This is a genomic window from Mesorhizobium sp. M0701 (assembly GCF_040320365.1).
Lineage (GTDB): Bacteria > Pseudomonadota > Alphaproteobacteria > Rhizobiales > Rhizobiaceae > Mesorhizobium.
In genome coordinates, this window is sequence record NZ_JAMYPO010000023.1 from 38979 (window position 1) to 57911 (window position 18933).

At 64.5% G+C, this 18933-nt stretch carries 17 protein-coding genes; 13 read left to right on the top strand and 4 right to left on the bottom strand.

From position 1 onward, the window contains the following. Positions 1-18: 18 nt before the first annotated feature. Positions 19-822 carry a FadR/GntR family transcriptional regulator gene (locus tag NKI24_RS21010; protein WP_352680841.1) on the bottom strand — a complete coding sequence of 268 codons (804 nt, stop codon included), beginning with the start codon at positions 820-822 and terminating at the stop codon, positions 19-21. 212 nt (positions 823-1034) lie between these two features. Between NKI24_RS21010 and NKI24_RS21015 the strand changes: the two genes are divergently transcribed. The 6 genes from NKI24_RS21015 (at position 1035) to NKI24_RS21040 (ending at position 8270) form a co-directional block, all read left to right on the top strand. Beyond that, the gene (locus NKI24_RS21015) at positions 1035-2369 is read left to right on the top strand and encodes a DUF3422 family protein (protein WP_352747974.1); all 1335 of its coding nucleotides are present in this window, start codon (positions 1035-1037) and stop codon (positions 2367-2369) included. 136 nt (positions 2370-2505) lie between these two features. Then, complete coding sequence (locus NKI24_RS21020) at positions 2506-4002, top strand: FAD-linked oxidase C-terminal domain-containing protein (RefSeq protein ID WP_352747976.1); 1497 nt, start codon at positions 2506-2508, stop codon at positions 4000-4002. A 222-nt stretch (positions 4003-4224) separates the two neighbouring features. Then, the gene (locus NKI24_RS21025; protein ID WP_352747979.1) at positions 4225-5481 is read left to right on the top strand and encodes an FAD-binding protein; all 1257 of its coding nucleotides are present in this window, start codon (positions 4225-4227) and stop codon (positions 5479-5481) included. Beyond that, positions 5478-5861: a DUF4870 family protein gene (locus NKI24_RS21030; protein WP_352747982.1), complete on the top strand. Its 384-nt coding sequence runs from the start codon at positions 5478-5480 to the stop codon at positions 5859-5861. The genes NKI24_RS21025 and NKI24_RS21030 overlap by 4 nt, the downstream gene beginning before the upstream one ends. A 68-nt stretch (positions 5862-5929) precedes the next feature. Beyond that, positions 5930-7231, top strand: coding sequence for a glycolate oxidase subunit GlcF (glcF, locus tag NKI24_RS21035; protein ID WP_352747984.1), 1302 nt, complete (start codon positions 5930-5932; stop codon positions 7229-7231). Between the two features lie 31 nt (positions 7232-7262). After that, positions 7263-8270, top strand: coding sequence for a hypothetical protein (locus NKI24_RS21040; RefSeq protein ID WP_352747987.1), 1008 nt, complete (start codon positions 7263-7265; stop codon positions 8268-8270). A 9-nt stretch (positions 8271-8279) separates the two neighbouring features. Here the strand turns inward: NKI24_RS21040 and NKI24_RS21045 are convergent, their stop codons facing one another. Further along, the gene (locus NKI24_RS21045; protein WP_352747990.1) at positions 8280-9200 is read right to left on the bottom strand and encodes a bifunctional 5,10-methylenetetrahydrofolate dehydrogenase/5,10-methenyltetrahydrofolate cyclohydrolase; all 921 of its coding nucleotides are present in this window, start codon (positions 9198-9200) and stop codon (positions 8280-8282) included. Positions 9201-9461: 261 nt separating this feature from the next. Continuing rightward, positions 9462-10196 (bottom strand): L,D-transpeptidase, encoded by a 735-nt coding sequence (locus NKI24_RS21050; protein WP_352450962.1) that lies wholly within the window; start codon positions 10194-10196, stop codon positions 9462-9464. Between the two features lie 222 nt (positions 10197-10418). Between NKI24_RS21050 and NKI24_RS21055 the strand changes: the two genes are divergently transcribed. Then, the gene (locus NKI24_RS21055; RefSeq protein ID WP_352450963.1) at positions 10419-11054 is read left to right on the top strand and encodes a DNA-3-methyladenine glycosylase I; all 636 of its coding nucleotides are present in this window, start codon (positions 10419-10421) and stop codon (positions 11052-11054) included. Positions 11055-11058: 4 nt separating this feature from the next. On the opposite strand, the gene NKI24_RS21060 is transcribed toward NKI24_RS21055, so the two are convergent. Beyond that, positions 11059-11310, bottom strand: a complete 252-nt coding sequence (locus NKI24_RS21060) for a hypothetical protein (protein WP_352450964.1) — start codon at positions 11308-11310, stop codon at positions 11059-11061. 231 nt (positions 11311-11541) lie between these two features. Here NKI24_RS21060 and hisS point away from each other — a divergent pair, with 231 nt between their 5' ends. The 6 genes from hisS (at position 11542) to NKI24_RS21090 (ending at position 18831) form a co-directional block, all read left to right on the top strand. Then, on the top strand, positions 11542-13101 hold the full coding sequence (hisS, locus tag NKI24_RS21065) for a histidine--tRNA ligase (protein WP_352747994.1): 1560 nt from the start codon (positions 11542-11544) through the stop codon (positions 13099-13101). 171 nt (positions 13102-13272) lie between these two features. Beyond that, positions 13273-14391 (top strand): ATP phosphoribosyltransferase regulatory subunit, encoded by a 1119-nt coding sequence (locus NKI24_RS21070; RefSeq protein WP_352744036.1) that lies wholly within the window; start codon positions 13273-13275, stop codon positions 14389-14391. Then, positions 14388-15089 carry an ATP phosphoribosyltransferase gene (gene hisG, locus NKI24_RS21075; RefSeq protein WP_352744035.1) on the top strand — a complete coding sequence of 234 codons (702 nt, stop codon included), beginning with the start codon at positions 14388-14390 and terminating at the stop codon, positions 15087-15089. Before NKI24_RS21070 ends, hisG begins: the two co-directional genes overlap by 4 nt. Positions 15090-15496: 407 nt before the next feature. Continuing rightward, positions 15497-17263: an AMP-binding protein gene (locus NKI24_RS21080; RefSeq protein WP_352450968.1), complete on the top strand. Its 1767-nt coding sequence runs from the start codon at positions 15497-15499 to the stop codon at positions 17261-17263. Between the two features lie 67 nt (positions 17264-17330). Then, positions 17331-17552, top strand: a complete 222-nt coding sequence (locus tag NKI24_RS21085; RefSeq protein WP_352450969.1) for a cysteine rich repeat-containing protein — start codon at positions 17331-17333, stop codon at positions 17550-17552. Between the two features lie 175 nt (positions 17553-17727). Continuing rightward, positions 17728-18831, top strand: a complete 1104-nt coding sequence (locus NKI24_RS21090; RefSeq protein ID WP_352450970.1) for a calcium:cation antiporter — start codon at positions 17728-17730, stop codon at positions 18829-18831. Positions 18832-18933: the final 102 nt, after the last annotated feature.

Here is an 18933-nt window from a genome sequence, read left to right on the forward strand (position 1 = left end):
GAATTTTCTGGGCGGTGCCTACGGCTGTTTTCTTGCCGCCTCACCGTCACCGGGCTCGGAGCGTTGCCTGAGCCTCAGCCGCGACACGCGCTGCCAGTCGCCGCTGCGCTCGGCCTCGGCCATCGATCGTTCGACATAGGAGATGTGGTCCATCGCCGCCTGCCGCGCCGCGGCCGGATCGCCGGCCTTGACCGCCGCATAGATTGCCCGGTGCTGCGAAAGCAGCGCCTCGCGCGCGCCCGGCACGTTGAACACCAGCCGCCGGTTCTGGAACACGCCTTCCGACAGCAGCCGATAGCAGGAGCGCAGCGTGTGCAGCAGGATGATGTTGTGCGCGCATTCGCAGATCGCGTGGTGGAACTCGACGTCGATTTCCGCCTCGTCGTCGAAATTGCCGGTCCGGTGCGCCTCGTCCATACGTGCCATGATGCGGTCGAGCAGCGCCAGATCGTCCGATGTGGCACGCCGCGCCGCATATTCCGCCGCCACCGCCTCGATCTCGCGGCGGTACTCCAGATAGTCGGTCACCGCCTTGCGATGCATCGAGATCAGGTCGGTCACCGGCTTGGTGAACAGCTGGCCGATGACATCGGCGACATGGGTGCCGCCGCCTGGCCGTGTCGTCAACAGCCCGCGCCCTTCCAAGGCTTTCAAAGCATCGCGCAGGATCGGCCGCGACACCTCGAACTGGCGCGCCAGTTCGCGCTCGCCCGGCAGCCGGTCGCCGGTGCGCAGGACGCCTTCGAGGATCAGGCTCTCGATCTGCTGCACCACCTCGTCGGCGGTGCGCGAATGCTCGATCCGGGAGAAAATGTCGCTCAAACGGGATGCCTGGGGGTTGAACCGATGTCGCGCAAGATAAAGCCGGCGTCGCCAACTGGTCAAATTATTTATCCAATTCGCCGGGGGCCGGGTCCGTTTCACAGCCGCGGCGCCATATCATCTTCAGCTAAATTGGGCGTTTGCGTCCCCTGGCGATTGCCTCTAGAGGGACATCATTGCCAAAGGGCTCACAGAAGCCCGGGGGACCAGCCGTGCCAGACGCCGACCCTTCCAACCTCGAATTCCAGCTGCGCGCCAAAGCCGTGGGCGGCACCGTTATGGGCTTTCCGGCGCATGAAGGTCGGCCGGGCGCGCTCGGCGAGGTCCACGCCCGGCCGCAGCCGCTGGTCGAAAAGCCGCGCGTGCTGGTGCAGCTTTCCTTCATGACCGAAGCTGGATCCGGGATCGATCAGGCCGTGCTTTCCGAATTGTCGCGACGCCTCGGCATCGCCGCGCCCGATCCTCACGCCCGCCACCACGCGATGAAATGGGGCAAGGGCTCGCTGCGCTGGGAACGCCACACGGAATTCTCGACCTATCTCTGGGAAGGCCCGCTCGCCGAAAACGGCAGGGGGCAAGAAGACACACCCTTCGGCAACGGGTTTTCGCCGCCGGGCACGGTGATTTCCGGCATCAGGCTAGAGATCCGCAAATGGACGCCGGCGAACGAAAAACTGATCGCCGGCTTCGACCCGACCAGCCTGTGCTATTCGCTGGTCGAGCGCGGCAACGCGGCCATCATCACCGATTTCCGTCAGGATGGCGACGGCTTGACCCGCATGCTGGTGCTCGACCGCGGCCTGACCCCGGCGCGCACCGGGGCACTGTCGCAGCGGCTGATCGACATCGAGACCTACCGCACGCTGGCCATGCTTGGGCTGCCGCTGGCCCTGACGCTGTCCGGTCGCGCCCGCCGCATCGAAGACAGGCTGGCCCAGACCACGTTGGAAATGAAGGTTGCCGAGACCCGCGACAGCCAGACGCTACTTGCCGACTTGACCGAACTGGCCGCCGAGCTGGAGGCCGATGCCGCCTCCAGCCTCTACCGCTTCGGCGCCAGCCGCGCCTATGACGGCATCGTGCGCGAACGGCTGGAGGCGCTCGACGAAGAGGCGGTGCCCGGCTACGACACCTGGGGCGGTTTTCTGCAGCGCCGCGTGGCGCCGGCGATGCGTACCTGCCGTTCGGTCGAGGAGCGTCAGGCCAACCTGTCGACGAAGCTCACCCGTGCCACCACACTGCTGCGCACCTGGGTCGACGTCGAGGTCGAGAAGCAGAACCGCGATCTTTTGGCATCGATGAACAATCGCGCCCGCCTGCAATTGCGGCTGCAGCAGACGGTGGAGGGGCTCTCGGTCGCCGCGGTTTCCTACTATGTCGTCGGCCTCATCGGCTACGTCGCCAAGGGCGCCTCGATCTTCGGCCATGCCTTCGCGCCGGAACTGGTCACCGCCGCCTCGGTGCCGCTCGCCATCGTGCTCGTCTGGTGGGGCGTGCGCCGCGTCCGCCGCATGCACTCCGAACCAGGCAAGCAGCCGGGCGAGTAGTGTGGGGCGCAGCGGCAGATTGCCGCTGCGGAAGGCTGTCTCGGCCATAGGCCTCTCATCCCGGCCAAAGCGGCATTTGCAACCGACCGCGGTCGCTGGTAAAAGATTTTTACCAGTCGATCGAAGGAGGCTGTCGATGTCCGGCCTTGCCATGCCGAAACCAGACGACACCACGATGCGCCGGCGCGACGAGATCGTCGCCGATATGCGCATCATCGTGCCGGGCGAGGGCGTCGTCGACGCCGCCAATGCAATGCGCGCCTTCGAGAGCGACGGGCTCACCGCCTACCGGCAATTGCCGCTCGTCGTTGTACTGCCGCAAACCGTGGCCCAGGTCTCGCGGGTGCTGAAATATTGCAGCGACCGCAACATCCGCGTCGTGCCGCGCGGCTCCGGCACCTCGCTCTCCGGCGGTGCGCTGCCGCTCGAAGACGCGGTGCTGCTGGTAATGAGCCGCTTCAACCGCATCCTCGAGATCGATTTTCAGAACCGCGTCGTCGTCGCCCAGCCCGGCGTCACCAATCTCGGCATCACCACCGCCGTCGAGCAGGAGGGTTTCTATTACGCCCCCGATCCATCCTCCCAGATCGCCTGCTCGATCGGCGGCAATGTCGCGGAAAATTCCGGCGGCGTGCACTGCCTGAAATACGGTCTCACCGCCAACAATGTGCTCGGCATCGAGATGGTGCTGATGAATGGCGAGGTGGTGCGCCTCGGCGGCAGCCATCTCGACGCGGAAGGCTACGACCTGCTCGGCGTCATGACCGGCTCCGAAGGACTGCTCGGCGTCGTAACCGAGGTCACCGTACGCATCCTGAAGAAGCCGGAGACGGCGCGTGCCCTGCTGATCGGTTTCCCGACCAGCGAGCAGGCCGGCCAATGCGTTGCCGACATCATCGGCGCCGGCATCATTCCGGGCGGCATGGAGATGATGGACCGTCCGGCCATCCACGCCGCCGAGGATTTCGTCCAGGCCGGCTATCCGCTCGATGTCGAGGCGCTGCTGATCGTCGAGCTGGACGGGCCGGGTGTCGAGGTCGACCACCTGATCGGCCTAGTCGAAGCCATTGCTTTTAGGAACGGCTCGACCACATGCCGCACGTCGCAATCGGAACAGGAGCGGCTGAGCTTCTGGGCCGGCCGCAAGGCGGCGTTCCCGGCGGTCGGCCGCATCTCGCCCGACTACTACTGCATGGACGGCACCATCCCGCGCAAGGAACTGCCGCGCGTGCTCGCCGGCATGCACGAACTGTCGGAGAAATACGGGCTCGGCGTCGCCAATGTCTTCCACGCCGGCGACGGCAATCTGCACCCGCTCATCCTCTATGACGCCAACGTGCCGGGCGAACTCCACAAGGCGGAGAGTTTCGGCGCTGACATATTGCGGCTCTGCGTCAAGGTCGGTGGCGTGCTGACCGGCGAGCACGGGGTCGGCGTCGAGAAGCGCGACCTGATGCCGGAAATGTTCAACCAGATCGACCTCGACCAGCAGATGCGCGTCAAATGCGCCTTCGACCCCAACCATCTTTTGAATCCCGGCAAGGTCTTCCCGCAATTGAGGCGATGCGCCGAGCTCGGGCGGATGCACGTGCATCGCGGGCAAGTGGCGTTTCCGGACATTCCGAGGTTTTGAGGGGATGACAGCACTTGAACACCCCCCTCTGTCCTGCCGGACATCTCCCCCTCAAGGGGGGAGATTGGCAGCTTGCACGCCTCAACTTTCTTTCAATATTGACGATTGGCGAAGCCAGACGCGACGTCCGATCTCCCCCCTTGAGGGGGAGATGTCCGGCAGGACAGAGGGGGGCGCGAAGGAACGCGACGTTCCCGCATTTGCAAATGCCGCGTCCGTCCCATGACCACCTTCACCCCGTCCACAGCCGCGGAAACCCTATCCACCGTCGCTTGGGCAGCCGCAGAGGAATCCCCGCTCGAAATCCTCGGCCACGGCTCCAAGCGCGGTATCGGCCGGCCGCAGCAGAGTGAGCATACGCTCGACCTTTCCAGACTCTCCGGCGTCATGCTTTACGAGCCGGCCGAACTGGTGCTGTCGGCAAAAGCCGGCACGCCGCTGGCCGAAATCGAAAGCCTGCTTGCCGAAAACGGCCAGCAACTTGCCTTCGAACCGATGGATTACGGCCCGCTGCTCGGCGGTGGGCCAGCGCGAGGCACGATCGGCGGCGCACTCGCCGCGAACCTTTCCGGCCCGCGCCGGCTGAAGGTGGGTGCTGCGCGCGACCATATCCTCGGCATAGCGGCCGTTTCCGGGCGCGGCGAGGCCTTCAAGTCGGGCGGCCGCGTCGTCAAGAACGTCACCGGCTATGATCTGTCCAAGCTGATGGCCAACAGCTGGGGCACGCTGGCGGTGCTCACCGACGTCACCTTCAAGGTGCTGCCTGCTGCCGAGACCGAAGTCACGCTCGCCATCCGCGGCCTGCTCGACGATCACGCCGCCGCCGCCATGGCGCTGGCGCTGGGTTCCAGCGCCGAAGTGTCAAGTGCTGCCCATCTTCCCGAACGGGTCGCAGCTAGGGTCGCTGGCGGCAGTCTCGGCAGCGATGCCGCGACGCTGCTGCGCATCGAGGGCTTCGGCCCGTCGGTCGCTTACCGCATTGCCGCGCTGAAAGACCTGCTGAAAAACGCTGGCCCGCTGCAGGAGATTTCCGGTTCGGTCTCGTACTCGGTCTGGCGCGATGTCCGCGACTGCGCGCCGTTCGCCGATGGCAGCGAAAGGCCGGTGTGGCGCGTCTCGATGGCGCCGTCGCGGGGCCACCAGATGGTGCTGGCGCTGCGCATGCAGGCCCCGGTCGATGCCTTCTACGATTGGCAGGGCGGGCTGATCTGGCTGCGCATGCAGCAGGACGATCCCGAGGCTGGCCTGTTGCGCGGCCTGATCAGAAGACATGGCGGCGGCCATGCGACGCTGGTGCGCGCAACTCCTTCGCACCGCGCCGCCGTGCCGGTGTTCGAACCGCAAGCGCCGCAACTGGCAGCACTGTCGGCGCGGCTGAAGGCCGAATTCGACCCGAAGAATATCCTCAATCCCGGCCGTATGGCGCCGGGCGCAAGCTCTGCTACTCTCGCGCCGGCAACCGAGGGAGGAGCACAATGAGCGATCCAGGCCAAAACGGTACGTCACGCCAGACCGACCGCTGGCTGGAGCCCGGCCCGACCAACGCGCTGGTCATCTACATCCTCTATCTCGCCGGCCTAGCCATCGGCGTCAGCGGCATTGTCGGCATCGTCCTGGCCTATATCAATCGCGGCAAGGCCGGCGGCTTCGTCGAAAGCCACTACACATTCCTGATCCGCACCTTCTGGATCGGCCTGCTCTATGCACTGATCTCGGCGCTGCTGATGATCGTGGTCATCGGTGTCGTGCTGATGGTTGCCGTCGCCGTCTGGTTCATCGCCCGCTGCATTCTCGGCCTGCAGGCGCTGCAGCGCGGCGAGGCGGTCAAGAACCCGGAAAGCCGGTTCCTGGGATTATGAGCATGATCCCCAAAACTGGGTACCGGTTTTGGGAAAGGATCATGCTCAAAGGGTAGGGATTCGTTTACGTGCAGACCAATTTCTCAGCTGCCCAGCTCGCCGATCCGCATGTCGCGGAATCGGAGAAGATCCTGCGCAAATGTGTGCATTGCGGCTTCTGCACCGCCACCTGCCCGACCTATGTGACGCTCGGCAACGAACTGGATTCGCCGCGCGGCCGGATTTATCTGATCAAGGACATGCTGGAAAACGGACGGCCGGCCGACAAGCAGATCGTCACCCATATCGACCGCTGCCTGTCCTGCCTCGCCTGCATGACCACCTGCCCGTCGGGCGTCAACTACATGCATCTGGTCGACCACGCCCGCGTCCATATCGAGGAGACCTACAAGCGTCCGCTGGCCGATCGCCTGACACGCGCCATGCTGGCCTTCGTGCTGCCCTACCCCTCGCGTTTCCGCGCGGCGCTCAAGCTGGCGAAGCTCGGCCAGCCATTCGCCCGCCTGTTTGAGAAAATCCAGGCATTGAAGCCTTTGGGCGCGATGTTGAAGCTGGCCCCGGCGTCGGTCCCGGCAGTCTCGCCGATGGCCTCGCCGGGCGTCCATGCCGGGCAGGGCGCGAAGAAAAATGGCCGCGTCGCCATCCTCACCGGCTGCGCGCAATCCGTGCTCGATCCCGGCATCAACGACACGACGATTTCGCTGCTGACCCGGCTTGGCGTTGAGGTCGTGGTGGCCGCGGGCGAGGGCTGCTGCGGCGCGCTGGTGCATCATATGGGGCGCGAGGACGCTGCCTTGGCGTCGGCCCGACGGAACGTCGACGCCTGGACGCGCGCCATCGAGCAGGGCGGACTCGACGCCATCGTCATCACCGCATCCGGGTGCGGCACCACCATCAAGGATTACGGCTTCATGCTGCGCCTCGATCCGGCCTATGCCGACAAGGCCGCGCGCGTCTCAGCGCTGGCCAGGGACATCACCGAATATCTGGCAAGCCTCGACCTGCCCGAGCCGGTCCGCAAGCCGGGCACCATCGTCGCCTATCACTCAGCCTGCTCGATGCAGCACGGCCAGAAGATCACCCGCCAGCCGAAGGAGCTTCTGGCCAGAGCCGGCTTCGTCGTGCGCGAGCCGCGCGAAGGGCATTTGTGCTGCGGTTCGGCCGGCACCTACAACATCCTGCAGCCCGAGATTTCGGCGACGTTGCGCGACCGCAAGGTCAGGAATATCGAGGCGACCGGTGCTGAAATCGTCGCCACCGGCAATATCGGCTGCATCACCCAGATCGCTTCCGCCGCCAAGCTGCCGGTGGTGCATACGATAAAGCTGCTCGACTGGGCCTATGGCGGCGAGCCGCCAAAATTGGTTTGATTGCTGCGCACCCGCCGATGAGACTGCCGAGATGCCCAACCCAAAGTCCGAAGAGATTGGAACCGTCGTTCGGCTGCTGTCGGACAGATCGCCGGCGACGTTCCAGGCCAGCTATGGCGAATGCCAGACAATCATCGCTCGTCATCTCAAGGATGGGTCCGAATTCCTGTTTGCGCTCATAAAGGCAGCGGTAGAAGCCGACGTCCAGCAAGACAATCTGATTATCGACGCCGTTTCGTTTCTCGACGACGCGTATTTGGCTCGTCTGGCATTTTTCCTGCAAGAGGAAGTGAAACGCGGAATAGACGTGGAGGATCTGCTGGCTCACGTCGCCTTGCAGGTGCCGGAATTGTTTCCAGACAGTACCTTGGGCGACATTCCCGATTTCGCAGACTGGCTGACGCATGATGATCCTCGTTCGCCGCCGGCATGTCATCATTTCAGCTTTGAGGAAGGCGCTCCGAGCGACATATCTTTTCCGACGCATCGCAATCATCCTACCTGGCATCTGCCGGCGACTGGCCGGCCACTTACGGTCGGCGGCGAAGGATCGGCAGTGTGCCCGACCTGTCGAGAGCGACTGATACATCTGATTACGCTGGACGATCTTGGGAGTGAGCTGACGATGCCTCTTCCCAGACTCCGTATCGAGACCTGTGCGAATTCTCTCGAACCGACCTATTATTCCCACGACGCTGCCGGTGTGCCGACGCCGATCGCGCCTCTGCATTCGCCCTACATTGAGAGGCCTGCAAAAGCCGCCGAGAAAAGAACTGTTCGGTTGGCACCGACCCCTAAACGGTGGCTCAGGCAGTCGTACGGGATAAGCAATTCAAGGCAAAACCTGTTTCGGCTTGCTGGGCTGCCGTCATGGATTCAGGGACCGCAGTTTCCAGTCGTTCCCGGAACGGACCGGGAAATGAAATTTCTTCTTCAGTTCGATTCACTCGCCGGTTTCTTCTGGGGCAGCGGCGGCGTGCTCTACGTCTTCTGGGATGACGAGTCCCGGATCACCTGCCATGTGCCGCAATACACGTGACGAAGGCGCCTACTCCGCCGCCAGCCGGTCTGCCGTGCCGTAGGTTGCCTGATAGCGGGCACGCTGCCGGCTGAGGGCCACCATCGTGTTGCGCAGCAGGATCGCCACCGTGATCGGGCCGACGCCGCCCGGCACCGGCGTGATCCAGGAGGCGACTTCCTTGACGCTTTCGGTGTCGACGTCGCCAACGATGCGGCTTTCGCCGTCCGGCCCGATCTCCGAATTGATGCCGATGTCGATCACGGCAGCGCCGGGCTTCACCATGTCGGCCTTGATCAGCCGCGGCCGGCCCACGGCGACGAACAGCGCGTCGGCGCGGCGCGCATGCGCCGCCACCGAACGCGTCATGTGGTGACAGACGGTCACCGTCGCGCCTTCGCTCATCAAAAGGAACGCGATCGGCTTGCCGACGATCTCGGAATGGCCGACGACCACCACCTCGAGCCCCTTGAGGTCGAGGCCGGTTTCCCTGAGCAGTTCGACCGAAGCGGCGGCGGTGCAGGGCGCCAGGTCGAGCTGGTTGTAGACGATGTTGCCGATCGAGGCCGGATGCATGCCCTCGACATCCTTGAGCGGATGCACCGCCGCCTGCAGCGTCTTGATCGGAATGTGCACCGGCACCGGCCGCTGGATGATGATGCCGGTGACGCGCGGGTCGGCGTTGAGCCCGTGGATTGCCGCTTCCAGCTCGCCGGCGGTGATGTCGGCGCGAAAGCGCCTTTCCTCGAAGCCGATGCCGGCCAACCCGGCCTTGGCGCGCTGGTTGCGGACATAGACGTCGACCGCGGCGGTATCGCCGACGGTGACCGACACCAGCTTGGGCGGAAAGCCTTCGGCGGTGGCGATCGCCGCGTCCTCGCGCACGCCGGCGATGATGCGTTGGGCAACCGGGCCGCCTCTGAGATAGCGGCTGTCATCGGAAAGGGACATCGGGATGGGGCCTTTATCTGGATTTTAGCCGCCACATAGCAAAGCAACCGCGAAAAGGCAGCGCGAAAAGCGAACCGTCATGCCGGTCGCGCGACGTGCCGGCAAAATCTTCCCGTCAATTCCTGCTGGCGGAAACAAAAAGGGCAGCACGGCTTGCCGCGCTGCCCTTTCGTGACTGGCCGCATCCCCACACGGCCCGTCCCCCGTTATTCAATGCTCCCGAGGCTTCTGAGCAGAATCATCGGTGAGGTCAACCGCAGATTACATCACTACAACCGTCGTGCCAACATTGACCCGCTCGTAAAGGTCGACCACGTCCTCGTTGCGCATGCGGATGCAGCCCGACGACACCGCGCCGCCGATCGTCCAGGGCTGATTGGTGCCGTGGATACGGTACTCGGTCGAGCCGAGATAGAGCGCGCGTGCGCCGAGCGGGTTTTCCATGCCGCCGGCGAGATAGGTCGGCAGATAACGGCCCTTGGCGGCTTCGCGGGCGATCATCACCGCCGGCGGCCGCCAATCCGGCCAGACGCGCTTGTTGGTGATCTTGTGGGTGCCGGACCATTCGAAGCCCGGCTTGCCGGTGCCGACGCCATAACGCCGCGCCTTACCGTTCTTCCCGACCAGATAGAGGAAATTCTCTCGCGTATCGATGACGATCGTGCCCGGCTTCTGCGGGCCGTCATAGGCGACTTCCTGCGGCAGATAGATCGGGTCGATCTGCGGCCGCATCACCATGCGCTTGGCCGGCGCCTGCACCGCTGCGGTGCGCAGCTGATCGGGTTCGGCCAGCCGCCGGTAGCGCCGTTGCGGCTGCGCCTCTTGCCGGCTCTGCCGCACGGTGCCCGGGGCATGGCCGAGCTGCAGCACCCAGGGCGCCGAAAGATCTGGGCTGACCACCACCGGCGGCCTCTCCGCATAGCGGTCGTTGGCATTGGCGGCGCCGGCCGCAAGCACGGCCGCGGCGCCGAACAGTGGGAACAAGAATGTCTTCATCGCAACGCACCTTGATCGTCGAACATGCCGGGGTGCAAAGCCTCCCCGATTTCGCCGACATTGGGCGCGAAGCGGCAACCGAAACATGAATCGGAATGCGTAAAATGCCGATCTGTCAGTAAAGCTTTTGGTGTGGTTACCGCCCGGTTCAGGAATCTGGTAAAGCCGCGGTAAAGGCCGCGTCAAAACGCGTCAACGCCAAGACACGAACGGAATTCCGCCATGGATGAAAAGACAGGTCTGCTTGCCGGTCCCGACGGCATCGCCCGCTGCTTCTGGCACGGCAACCTGCCGGATTATCTGCACTACCACGACCACGAATGGGGCCGGCCGGTCGCCGACGACCGCCGCCTGTTCGAGAAGATCTGCCTCGAAGGTTTTCAGTCGGGCCTGTCCTGGCTGACCATATTGCGCAAGCGCGACAATTTCCGCGAGGCGTTTGCCGGCTTCGATGTCGACAAGATCGCGGCTTTCACCGACGCCGATGTCGAGCGCCTGCTCGGCAATGCCGGCATCATCCGTCACCGCGGCAAGATCGTGTCGACCATCAAGAACGCCAAGCGCGCCCGCGAACTCATCGACGAGGCCGGCTCGCTGGCGGCCTGGTTCTGGAAGTTCGAGCCCGGCCCGCACGAGCGTCCCGAGATCGTCGACCTCGCGCATTTGCGCGCCAATCCGACGACGGCCGTCTCGGTCCGCATTTCGAAAGAGCTGAAGAAGCGCGGCTGGAGCTTTGTCGGCCCGACCACCGTCTACGCCTTCATGCAGGCGATGGGGCTGGTCAACGACCATCTCGAGGGCTGCGTCTGCCGCGAACCGGTCGAGGCGGAACGGAAAGCGTTCAAGCGGCCGAAATAGCGGCTCAGGCGCCGCCGGCGCCGGCCAGGAAAAACCCGGCAAGGATGGCCGCCAGCGCGGCGAACACCGGATAGATTACCAGCAGTCCGGTCATCAGCACGTCGCGCATGGTCGGTCCGCTGCGCTGTTGCGCCGCGACCTCGAACGGTCCGGCGATTTGCTTCGTCTTCGGGGCATAACCATCGGCCGGCCGCAGCCGGACCGAGGCGTCGCGTGCCCGGCTATCGATGATGTCGAACTTCTGTAGCGTGGCCATGGCCCCGAACCCCTTGTTTCGGCGCGCTTATCGGCCCGGATTGTGTCGGCACGATGCCGCGCGCATGGCGCAATTGTTTCAGCTTCTTTTTCTTGCCTTCTCGCGCAGGGGGAGCAGGGAGAAGCGCAAACCCTTGCCTTCTCCGGGCTGCATCGGTTAGGACACCCGCGCCGTGGAAATCGGTTATTTAACCGATCCCCGGAGCGCCACGAAACACCGAGTACCCATCCCATGGCCGACAAATCCGAAAAGATGAAAGCGCGGCTGCCGCGCGGCTTTGTCGACCGCGGCGCCGACGATCTGCGCACCGTCGAGAAGATGATGGCGACGATCCGCTCGGTCTTTGAGCTTTACGGTTTCGAGCCGGTCGACCAGCCGCTGATCGAATACACCGATGCGCTCGGCAAATTCCTGCCCGACCAGGACCGGCCGAACGAGGGCGTGTTCTCGTTCCAGGACGATGACGACCAGTGGCTGTCGCTGCGCTACGACCTGACCGCGCCGATGGCGCGCTTCGTCGCCGAGAATTTCGAGCGCCTGCCGAAACCCTATCGCAGCTATCGTTCCGGCTGGGTGTTCCGCAACGAGAAGCCCGGTCCCGGCCGCTTCCGCCAGTTCATGCAGTTCGACGCCGACACGGTAGGCACGCCGGGTGTCGCGGCCGATGCCGAGATGGCGATGATGATGGCCGACGTGATGGAGGCGCTCGGCATCAAGCGCGGTGATTACGTCGTCCGCGTCAACAACCGCAAAGTGCTCGACGGTGTGCTCGAGGCGATCGGCCTCGGCGGCGACGAGAACGCTGGCCGCCGGCTGCAGGTGCTGCGGGCGATCGACAAGCTGGACAAGCTGGGCGTCGAGGGCGTGCGCCTGCTATTGGGCGCCGGGCGCAAGGACGAGAGCGGTGATTTTACCAAGGGCGCCGGGCTGGGTAACGCTCAAATCGATGTTGTGATCAGCTATTTCACGGTCATGGCGCAGCATGATCCCGAACAAGTTGTCCAGACACTGGGATCTATCACCCCAGGGCTCAGCAATCTTGTCGAGGAAAGAAAACTCGAACATCTCGGCATCACGAACGCCTCGTTTGTCGAGGGTCTTGCAGAGTTGGAGCAGATAAGAACCATGGTCGCGCAAAGCGGCTACGGTGAGGATCGCATTCGCATCGATCCCTCCGTTGTGCGTGGCCTCGAATATTACACCGGCCCGGTCTACGAGGCCGAGCTGCTGGCCGAAATCCCCAACGAGGACGGCCAGATCGTGCGCTTCGGCTCGGTTGGCGGCGGCGGACGTTATGACGGCCTCGTCTCGCGCTTTCGTGGCGAGCCGGTGCCGGCGACCGGTTTTTCGATCGGCGTCTCGCGGCTGATGACGGCGCTGAAGAACCTCGGCAAGCTCGATACTTCCGATGTCATCGCGCCGGTCGTCGTGCTGACCATGGACAAGGACACGGAAAGCCTCGGCCGCTACCAGAAGATGGTGGCCGAGCTGCGCGCCGCCGGCATCCGCTCGGAAATGTATCTCGGCGGCGCCGGCATGAAGGCGCAGTTGAAATATGCCGACCGCCGCGGCAGCCCGGTCGCCGTCATCCAGGGCGGCGACGAGCGCGCCAAGGGCGAGGTGCAGATCAAGGACCTGATCGAAGGCGCGAAAATGTCGGCCGAGATCGCCGACAACGCCGAATGGCGCGCCGCACGACCGGCGCAGGTGACCGTGTCGCAAGGCGATCTGGTCGCCGAGGTGAAGAAGATACTGGCGGCGCAGGCCGAGGAGCGGGCGCGTGGCAAGTAGGGCGCCGCTTCCTTCTCCCCCTGGGGGAGAAGGTGGCCGAGCGAAGCTCGGTCGGATGAGGGGTGTTCCAGGGAACGCCGACGCCTCATTTCTTCCGGCACCCCTCATCCGTCTTGGCGCTTCGCGCCAATCCACCTTCTCCCACAGGGGGAGAAGGGAAGGGCGCCTGCCGTGACCTCGCGCCCCGCCATCGCATCCGACATCACCAGCCTCTTCGCCGCGCGCAACACCCACGCGGTCGAGGTCGCTGTGCTGCAGCCGGCCGATCCGTTCCTCGACATGGCCGGCGAGGATTTGCGGCGCCGCATCTTTCTCACCGAAAGCGAGACCGGGCAGACGCTTTGCCTGCGGCCGGAATTCACCATTCCGGTCTGCCTCGACCACATCGCCAGCCAGGCCGGCACGCCGCGCCGCTATTCCTATCTCGGCGAGGTGTTTCGCCAGCGCCGCGAGGGCGGCAACGAGTTCTTCCAGGCCGGCATCGAGGATCTCGGCGACCGCGACACGGCGGCCGCCGACGCCCGTTCGCTGGCCGATGCGCATGCGCTGCTGTCGCTGGTGCTGCCCGGCCGGGAGCTGGCGGTGACGCTCGGCGACCAGACCATCTTCGAGGCGGTGCTGGCCGCGCTTGGCCTGCCGCGCGGCTGGCGCATGCGGCTGGCGCGCGCCTTCGGCTCGGCGCCGATGCTTGAGGCAGCCCTTGCCGACCTCGCCAATCCACCGCGCAACAGCCAGCTTGCCGGCGCGGCCGCCGCCCTTGTCCTCGACGGCGATCTTGACGGTCTTTCGGCGCATATCGCCGGCGGCATGGAAGAGGCCGGCCTGTCGGCAACGGCCGGGCGTTCGCCGTCCGAGATTGCGCGGCGCCTGATCGAGAAAGCCGAACTGCGCAGCGTACGGCTGTCGAACGAGGCATTCGCGGCACTAAAGAGTTTCCTGGCGATCGACGTGCCGCTCGACAGCGCCGCCGGAGCGCTCGAACGTTTTGCAGCCGATGCCGGGCTTTCACTGGGGGCTGCGCTGGAGAATTTCGCAGCCCGCGCCGCGGCCATCGCAAGCCTCGGCCTGCCGATGTCTGAAATCAGCTACGACGCCGCCTTCGGCCGGCCGCTCGATTACTACACCGGCCTGGTCTTCGAGATCGCGGCGCAGGATGGCGACCGGCCGCTCGCCGGTGGTGGCCGCTACGACCGGCTGCTGACGCTGCTCGGCGCCAAAACGCCGATCCCTGGCGTCGGTTTTTCCGTCTGGCTCGACCGCATCGAGGCGCTGCGGGAGACGGCGCCATGATCACGCTGGCGATCCCGTCGAAAGGCCGGCTCAAGGAGCAGGCGCTGCAGGTGCTGGCCAAGGCCGGGCTTGCCGTCAGCCTGCCCGGCGACGAGCGCAAATATCGCGCCCGCATCGACGGCCTTGACGGCGTCGAGATAGCGTTCCTGTCCGCCTCGGAGATATCAGGCGAGATCGGCCAGGGGTCGGTCGATCTCGGCATCACCGGCGAGGACCTTTTGCGCGAAAACCTTGCCGATTGCGAGGCGCGCGCCGAAATCATCGCCCGCCTCGGTTTCGGCAATGCCGATGTCGTCGTCGCCGTGCCCGACATCTGGCTCGATGTCGACACGATGGCCGACCTCGACGACGTCGCCGCCGATTTCCGCCAGCGCCACGGCCGCCGGCTCAGGATCGCCACCAAATACTGGCGCCTGACCCAGCAGTTCTTTTCGCAAAAGCACGGCATCCAGGTCTACCGCATCGTCGAAAGCCTCGGCGCCACCGAGGGTGCGCCGGCGGCCGGATTGGCCGATATCGTCGTCGACATCACCACCTCAGGTTCGACGCTGCGCGCCAACCATCTCAAGGTGCTGGCCGACGGCGTCATCCTGCGCTCGCAGGCCTGCCTCGTCGCGTCGAGGAAGATGCGTTCGGCGGCCGACGAGGCGACTTTGCGCGATATTGCGGCCAGGATGGCATCGGTGAATTCAGGCTGACGTCGCCAATCTCCCCCCTTGAGGGGGAGATGTCGCCGAAGGCGACAGAGGGGGTCGGTACGTCTTGACGCGACTCTCCTAACGGACAGAACAGGCAGGTGCTCCACGCGAGACGACCCCCTCTGGCCTGCCGGCCATCTCCCCCTCAAGGAGGGAGATTGGCAGCTTGGCCGCTGGCACCGACCTGACGCGATTTTCTTGACGTACAGCAATTTTGTTCTTGCTTTGTGCCGGCAGCTATGCTATTAATCTCGCTACGGTGCCAATTGGCCCCGAAGACCCGCCCGCCGAGGCGGGTTTTTTATTTTCGGCCCTTGCAGGCGAGTTCCCACCCAGCCCTACCATCGGCGGGATTTCCACCACCCCGCCGGGCTGATAGGCTCGTTCTGTCTGCGGAGGACACGGCGATGCCGATCAATCTCGACGAGTTGAAGAATGCAACCAACCTGCGCTCCAAGCGCGATGGCGGTTCGTTCATTGCGCCGGTCGACGGCACGGCGCATGTCTCGGGCGAGCGCAGTGTGCCGCTGCTCAACCTGACCATCCCGGCGCTGTTTGCCGATACGGTCGGCAAATACGGCACGCTCGATGCCGCCGTCTTCGTCGAGCAGGACAAGCGCTTTACCTGGGAGGAACTGTCGGAGACCATCGATGCGCTCGCCGCCGGCTTCCTGGCGCTCGGCCTCGAGAAAGGCGATCGCGTCGGCATCTGGTCGCCGAACCGCTGGGAATGGCTGGTGACGCAATTCGCCACCGCCCGCATCGGCCTGGTCCTGGTCAACATCAACCCGGCCTACCGGCTGGTCGAGCTGGAATATGCCTTGAACAAGGTCGGCTGCAAGGCGCTGGTCACCGCCGCCACATTCAAGAGTTCCGACTATCTCGGCATGATCGAGACGCTGGCGCCAGAGATCGCCAACGCCACCCCCGGCAAGCTCGACGCCAACAAGCTGCCGACGCTGAAGACCGTTATCCGCATGGACGAGGAGAATTCGCCGGGCATGTTCAATTTCGCCGACGTGCTGGCGATGGCCGGCCGCGACGAGCATGACAAGCTCGACCGGATTTCAGCGGGGCTGAAACCGGACGACGCCATCAACATCCAGTTCACCAGCGGCACGACTGGCGCACCCAAGGGCGCGACGCTGACCCACAACAACATCGTCAACAACGGCAATTTCGTCACTTCGGCGATCCGGCTCACCGTCGACGACCTGCTGTGCATCCCGGTGCCGCTCTATCATTGCTTCGGCATGTCGATGGGCACGATGGGCTGCGTCACCAAGGGCGCGACCATGGTTTTCCCGAGCGAGGGGTTCGATGCGGGCGCCACCCTGAAGGCGGTGGCAACGGAACGCTGCACCGCGCTCTACGGCGTGCCGACCATGTTCGTCGGCCTGCTCGACCATCCCGAGTTCGCCTCCTTCGATCTCACCAGCCTGCGCACCGGCATCATGGCCGGCTCGCCATGCCCGATCGAGGTGATGAAGAAGGTGGTGTCGCTGATGCACATGGCAGAGGTGACCATCGCCTACGGCATGACCGAGACCAGCCCGGTCTCGTTCCAGAGCAGCGTCGACGATCCCTTGGAAAAGCGCGTCTCGACCGTCGGCCGCGTCCATCCGCATGTCGAGGTCAAGGCCATCGACGCCGAAGGTGCCACCGTCGCCGTCGGCGCGCCGGGCGAGCTCTGCACGCGCGGCTACTCCGTGATGAAGGGCTATTGGGACGATGAGCAGAAGACCCGCGAGGCGATCGACGCCGACGGCTGGATGCACACCGGCGACCTCGCCACCATCGATGCCGAGGGCTATTGCAACATCGTCGGCCGGGTCAAGGACATGGTCATCCGCGGCGGCGAGAACGTCTATCCACGCGAGGTCGAGGAGTTCCTCTATCGCCACCCGAAGGTCAAGGAGGTGCAGGTGTTCGGCATTCCCGACCCGAAATACGGCGAGGAGCTGTGCGCCTGGATCGTGCTGAAGCCCGGCCAGATCACCACCGAGCAGGAGATCAAGGCCTTCTGCGCCGGCCAGATCGCCCATTTCAAGATCCCGCGCTACATCCGCTTCCGCACCGAATTGCCGATGACCGTGACCGGCAAGCCGCAGAAATTCCTGATGCGCCAGGCGATGGTCGACGAGCTGGGATTGGTGACGCAGAAGACGGCGTGAAAAGGCTTCCGTTTGTATCTACGCGTGACGGAGGCGTTGTTTGGGCAACATATTTGAGGGGTGTTCCATGCGGATTGGGTTAGGCGTGCTTTTCCTGGCAACTCAGCTGGCAGCCACCGCGGTGCTGGCGCAGACGGCGGCCGAGCGTGAGGCCTGCCAAGCGGATTACCAAAGATTGTGCAAGGGCGTGTTGCCGGGCGGTGGCCGCGTCGTCAAATGCCTGGCCGGTCACATGAGCGAGCTGACGCCCGAATGCAAGAAGGTCGTCAAGGCCAACACGCCCGGCTAGCGCGCGAGCTTCCTGCGTACGCGATTGTCCTTCCCTTGTCGGGAGGGGCTAGGGGTGGGGTACGCGGCGATGGCGTCATGACCTGTCATATGCGATTTCTCTGGATGGTCGCGGTGCGCAACAGTGGTTGCAAATCGCCCTTCCACGGGATTTGCGGGAAGGCAAGAAGGTGACAATGAGTGGTTTCGCAAGATCGGCGGTTTCCTACGGCATGCCGTTGGCCGCGCTGGCGATGGCTGTCGCGGTCAGAGCCAGCGGGGTGTCGGTCGACGAAGGGTCGCTGGGCACCAGGATGTTCATCGGCGCGCTGTCGAGCGCGATCATGTTCATCACCATTTTCGTGGTGCTCGACCACGCCGAGGCGGTGGCCCGGCGGGTAGGCGAGCCGTACGGCACGTTGGTGCTGACCATCGCGGTGACGGCAATCGAAGTGTCGATCATCGTTTCCATCATGCTGCACGGAGCCAACAATCCGACGCTTGCGCGCGAATCCGTGTTCTCGACGGTGATGATCACCTCCACCGGTGTTGTCGGCATGTGCCTGACGTTTGGCGGCTGGCGCCATCGCAAGCAGGCAATCGTCCGCCAAGGGACCAGCGCCTATCTGGCGGTGCTGGTCGCGCTGAGCGTCATGACGCTCATTCTGCCGACCTACACGCGAACCACCGATCCCGGCACGTTTTCGGCGGCCCAACTTGGCTTCGTCAGCGTGCTTTCAGTGCTGCTCTATGCCGGTTTTCTGTTCGCGCAGACTGTCCGCCACCGGGACGATTTCATCGACGGGCAAGCGCTTAGCGTTTCGACGCGAACCGACGCCCACGAAAGCGTCGCCGCCGGCGCTGTTCTCCTGCTGATCGGGCTGATCGGCATCGTGATGCTCGCCGAACAGGTCGCCGCCAGCGTCGAGGATGCGCTCGTCGCCTACCAGGTGCCGCAGGCCGACGCCATTGTCGGCGCGATGATCGCGGGCTTGGTTCTGATGCCGGAGGCCATTTCGGCGGTTCGCGCCGCACTCAGCAACGAGCTGCAGCGCGGCCTGAACGTCGCCATGGGTTCGGCCTGTGCCACAATCGGCCTGACAATACCGGGCATAGCCGCCGCCAGCCTGCTGACCGGAAGAGGCCTGACCCTGGGGCTGCCGGCGACCGACACGGTGCTTTTGGTCCTGGCGCTTTTCATCTGCAATGTGAGTTTCAGCACGGAAAGGACGACGTTCTTGACCGGCTTGGTCCATCTGGTGGTGTTTTTTACTTGGGTGTTTTTGATATTTGTGCCGTGAGGGGGGCATGGGGGCAGGCAGATACTGACGACTGTTCTCGACCGAGCAGCCACGCGTTTCCGCACTGAGTTGCGAAGTAGGCAATCCGCAGAAGTCCCCGAT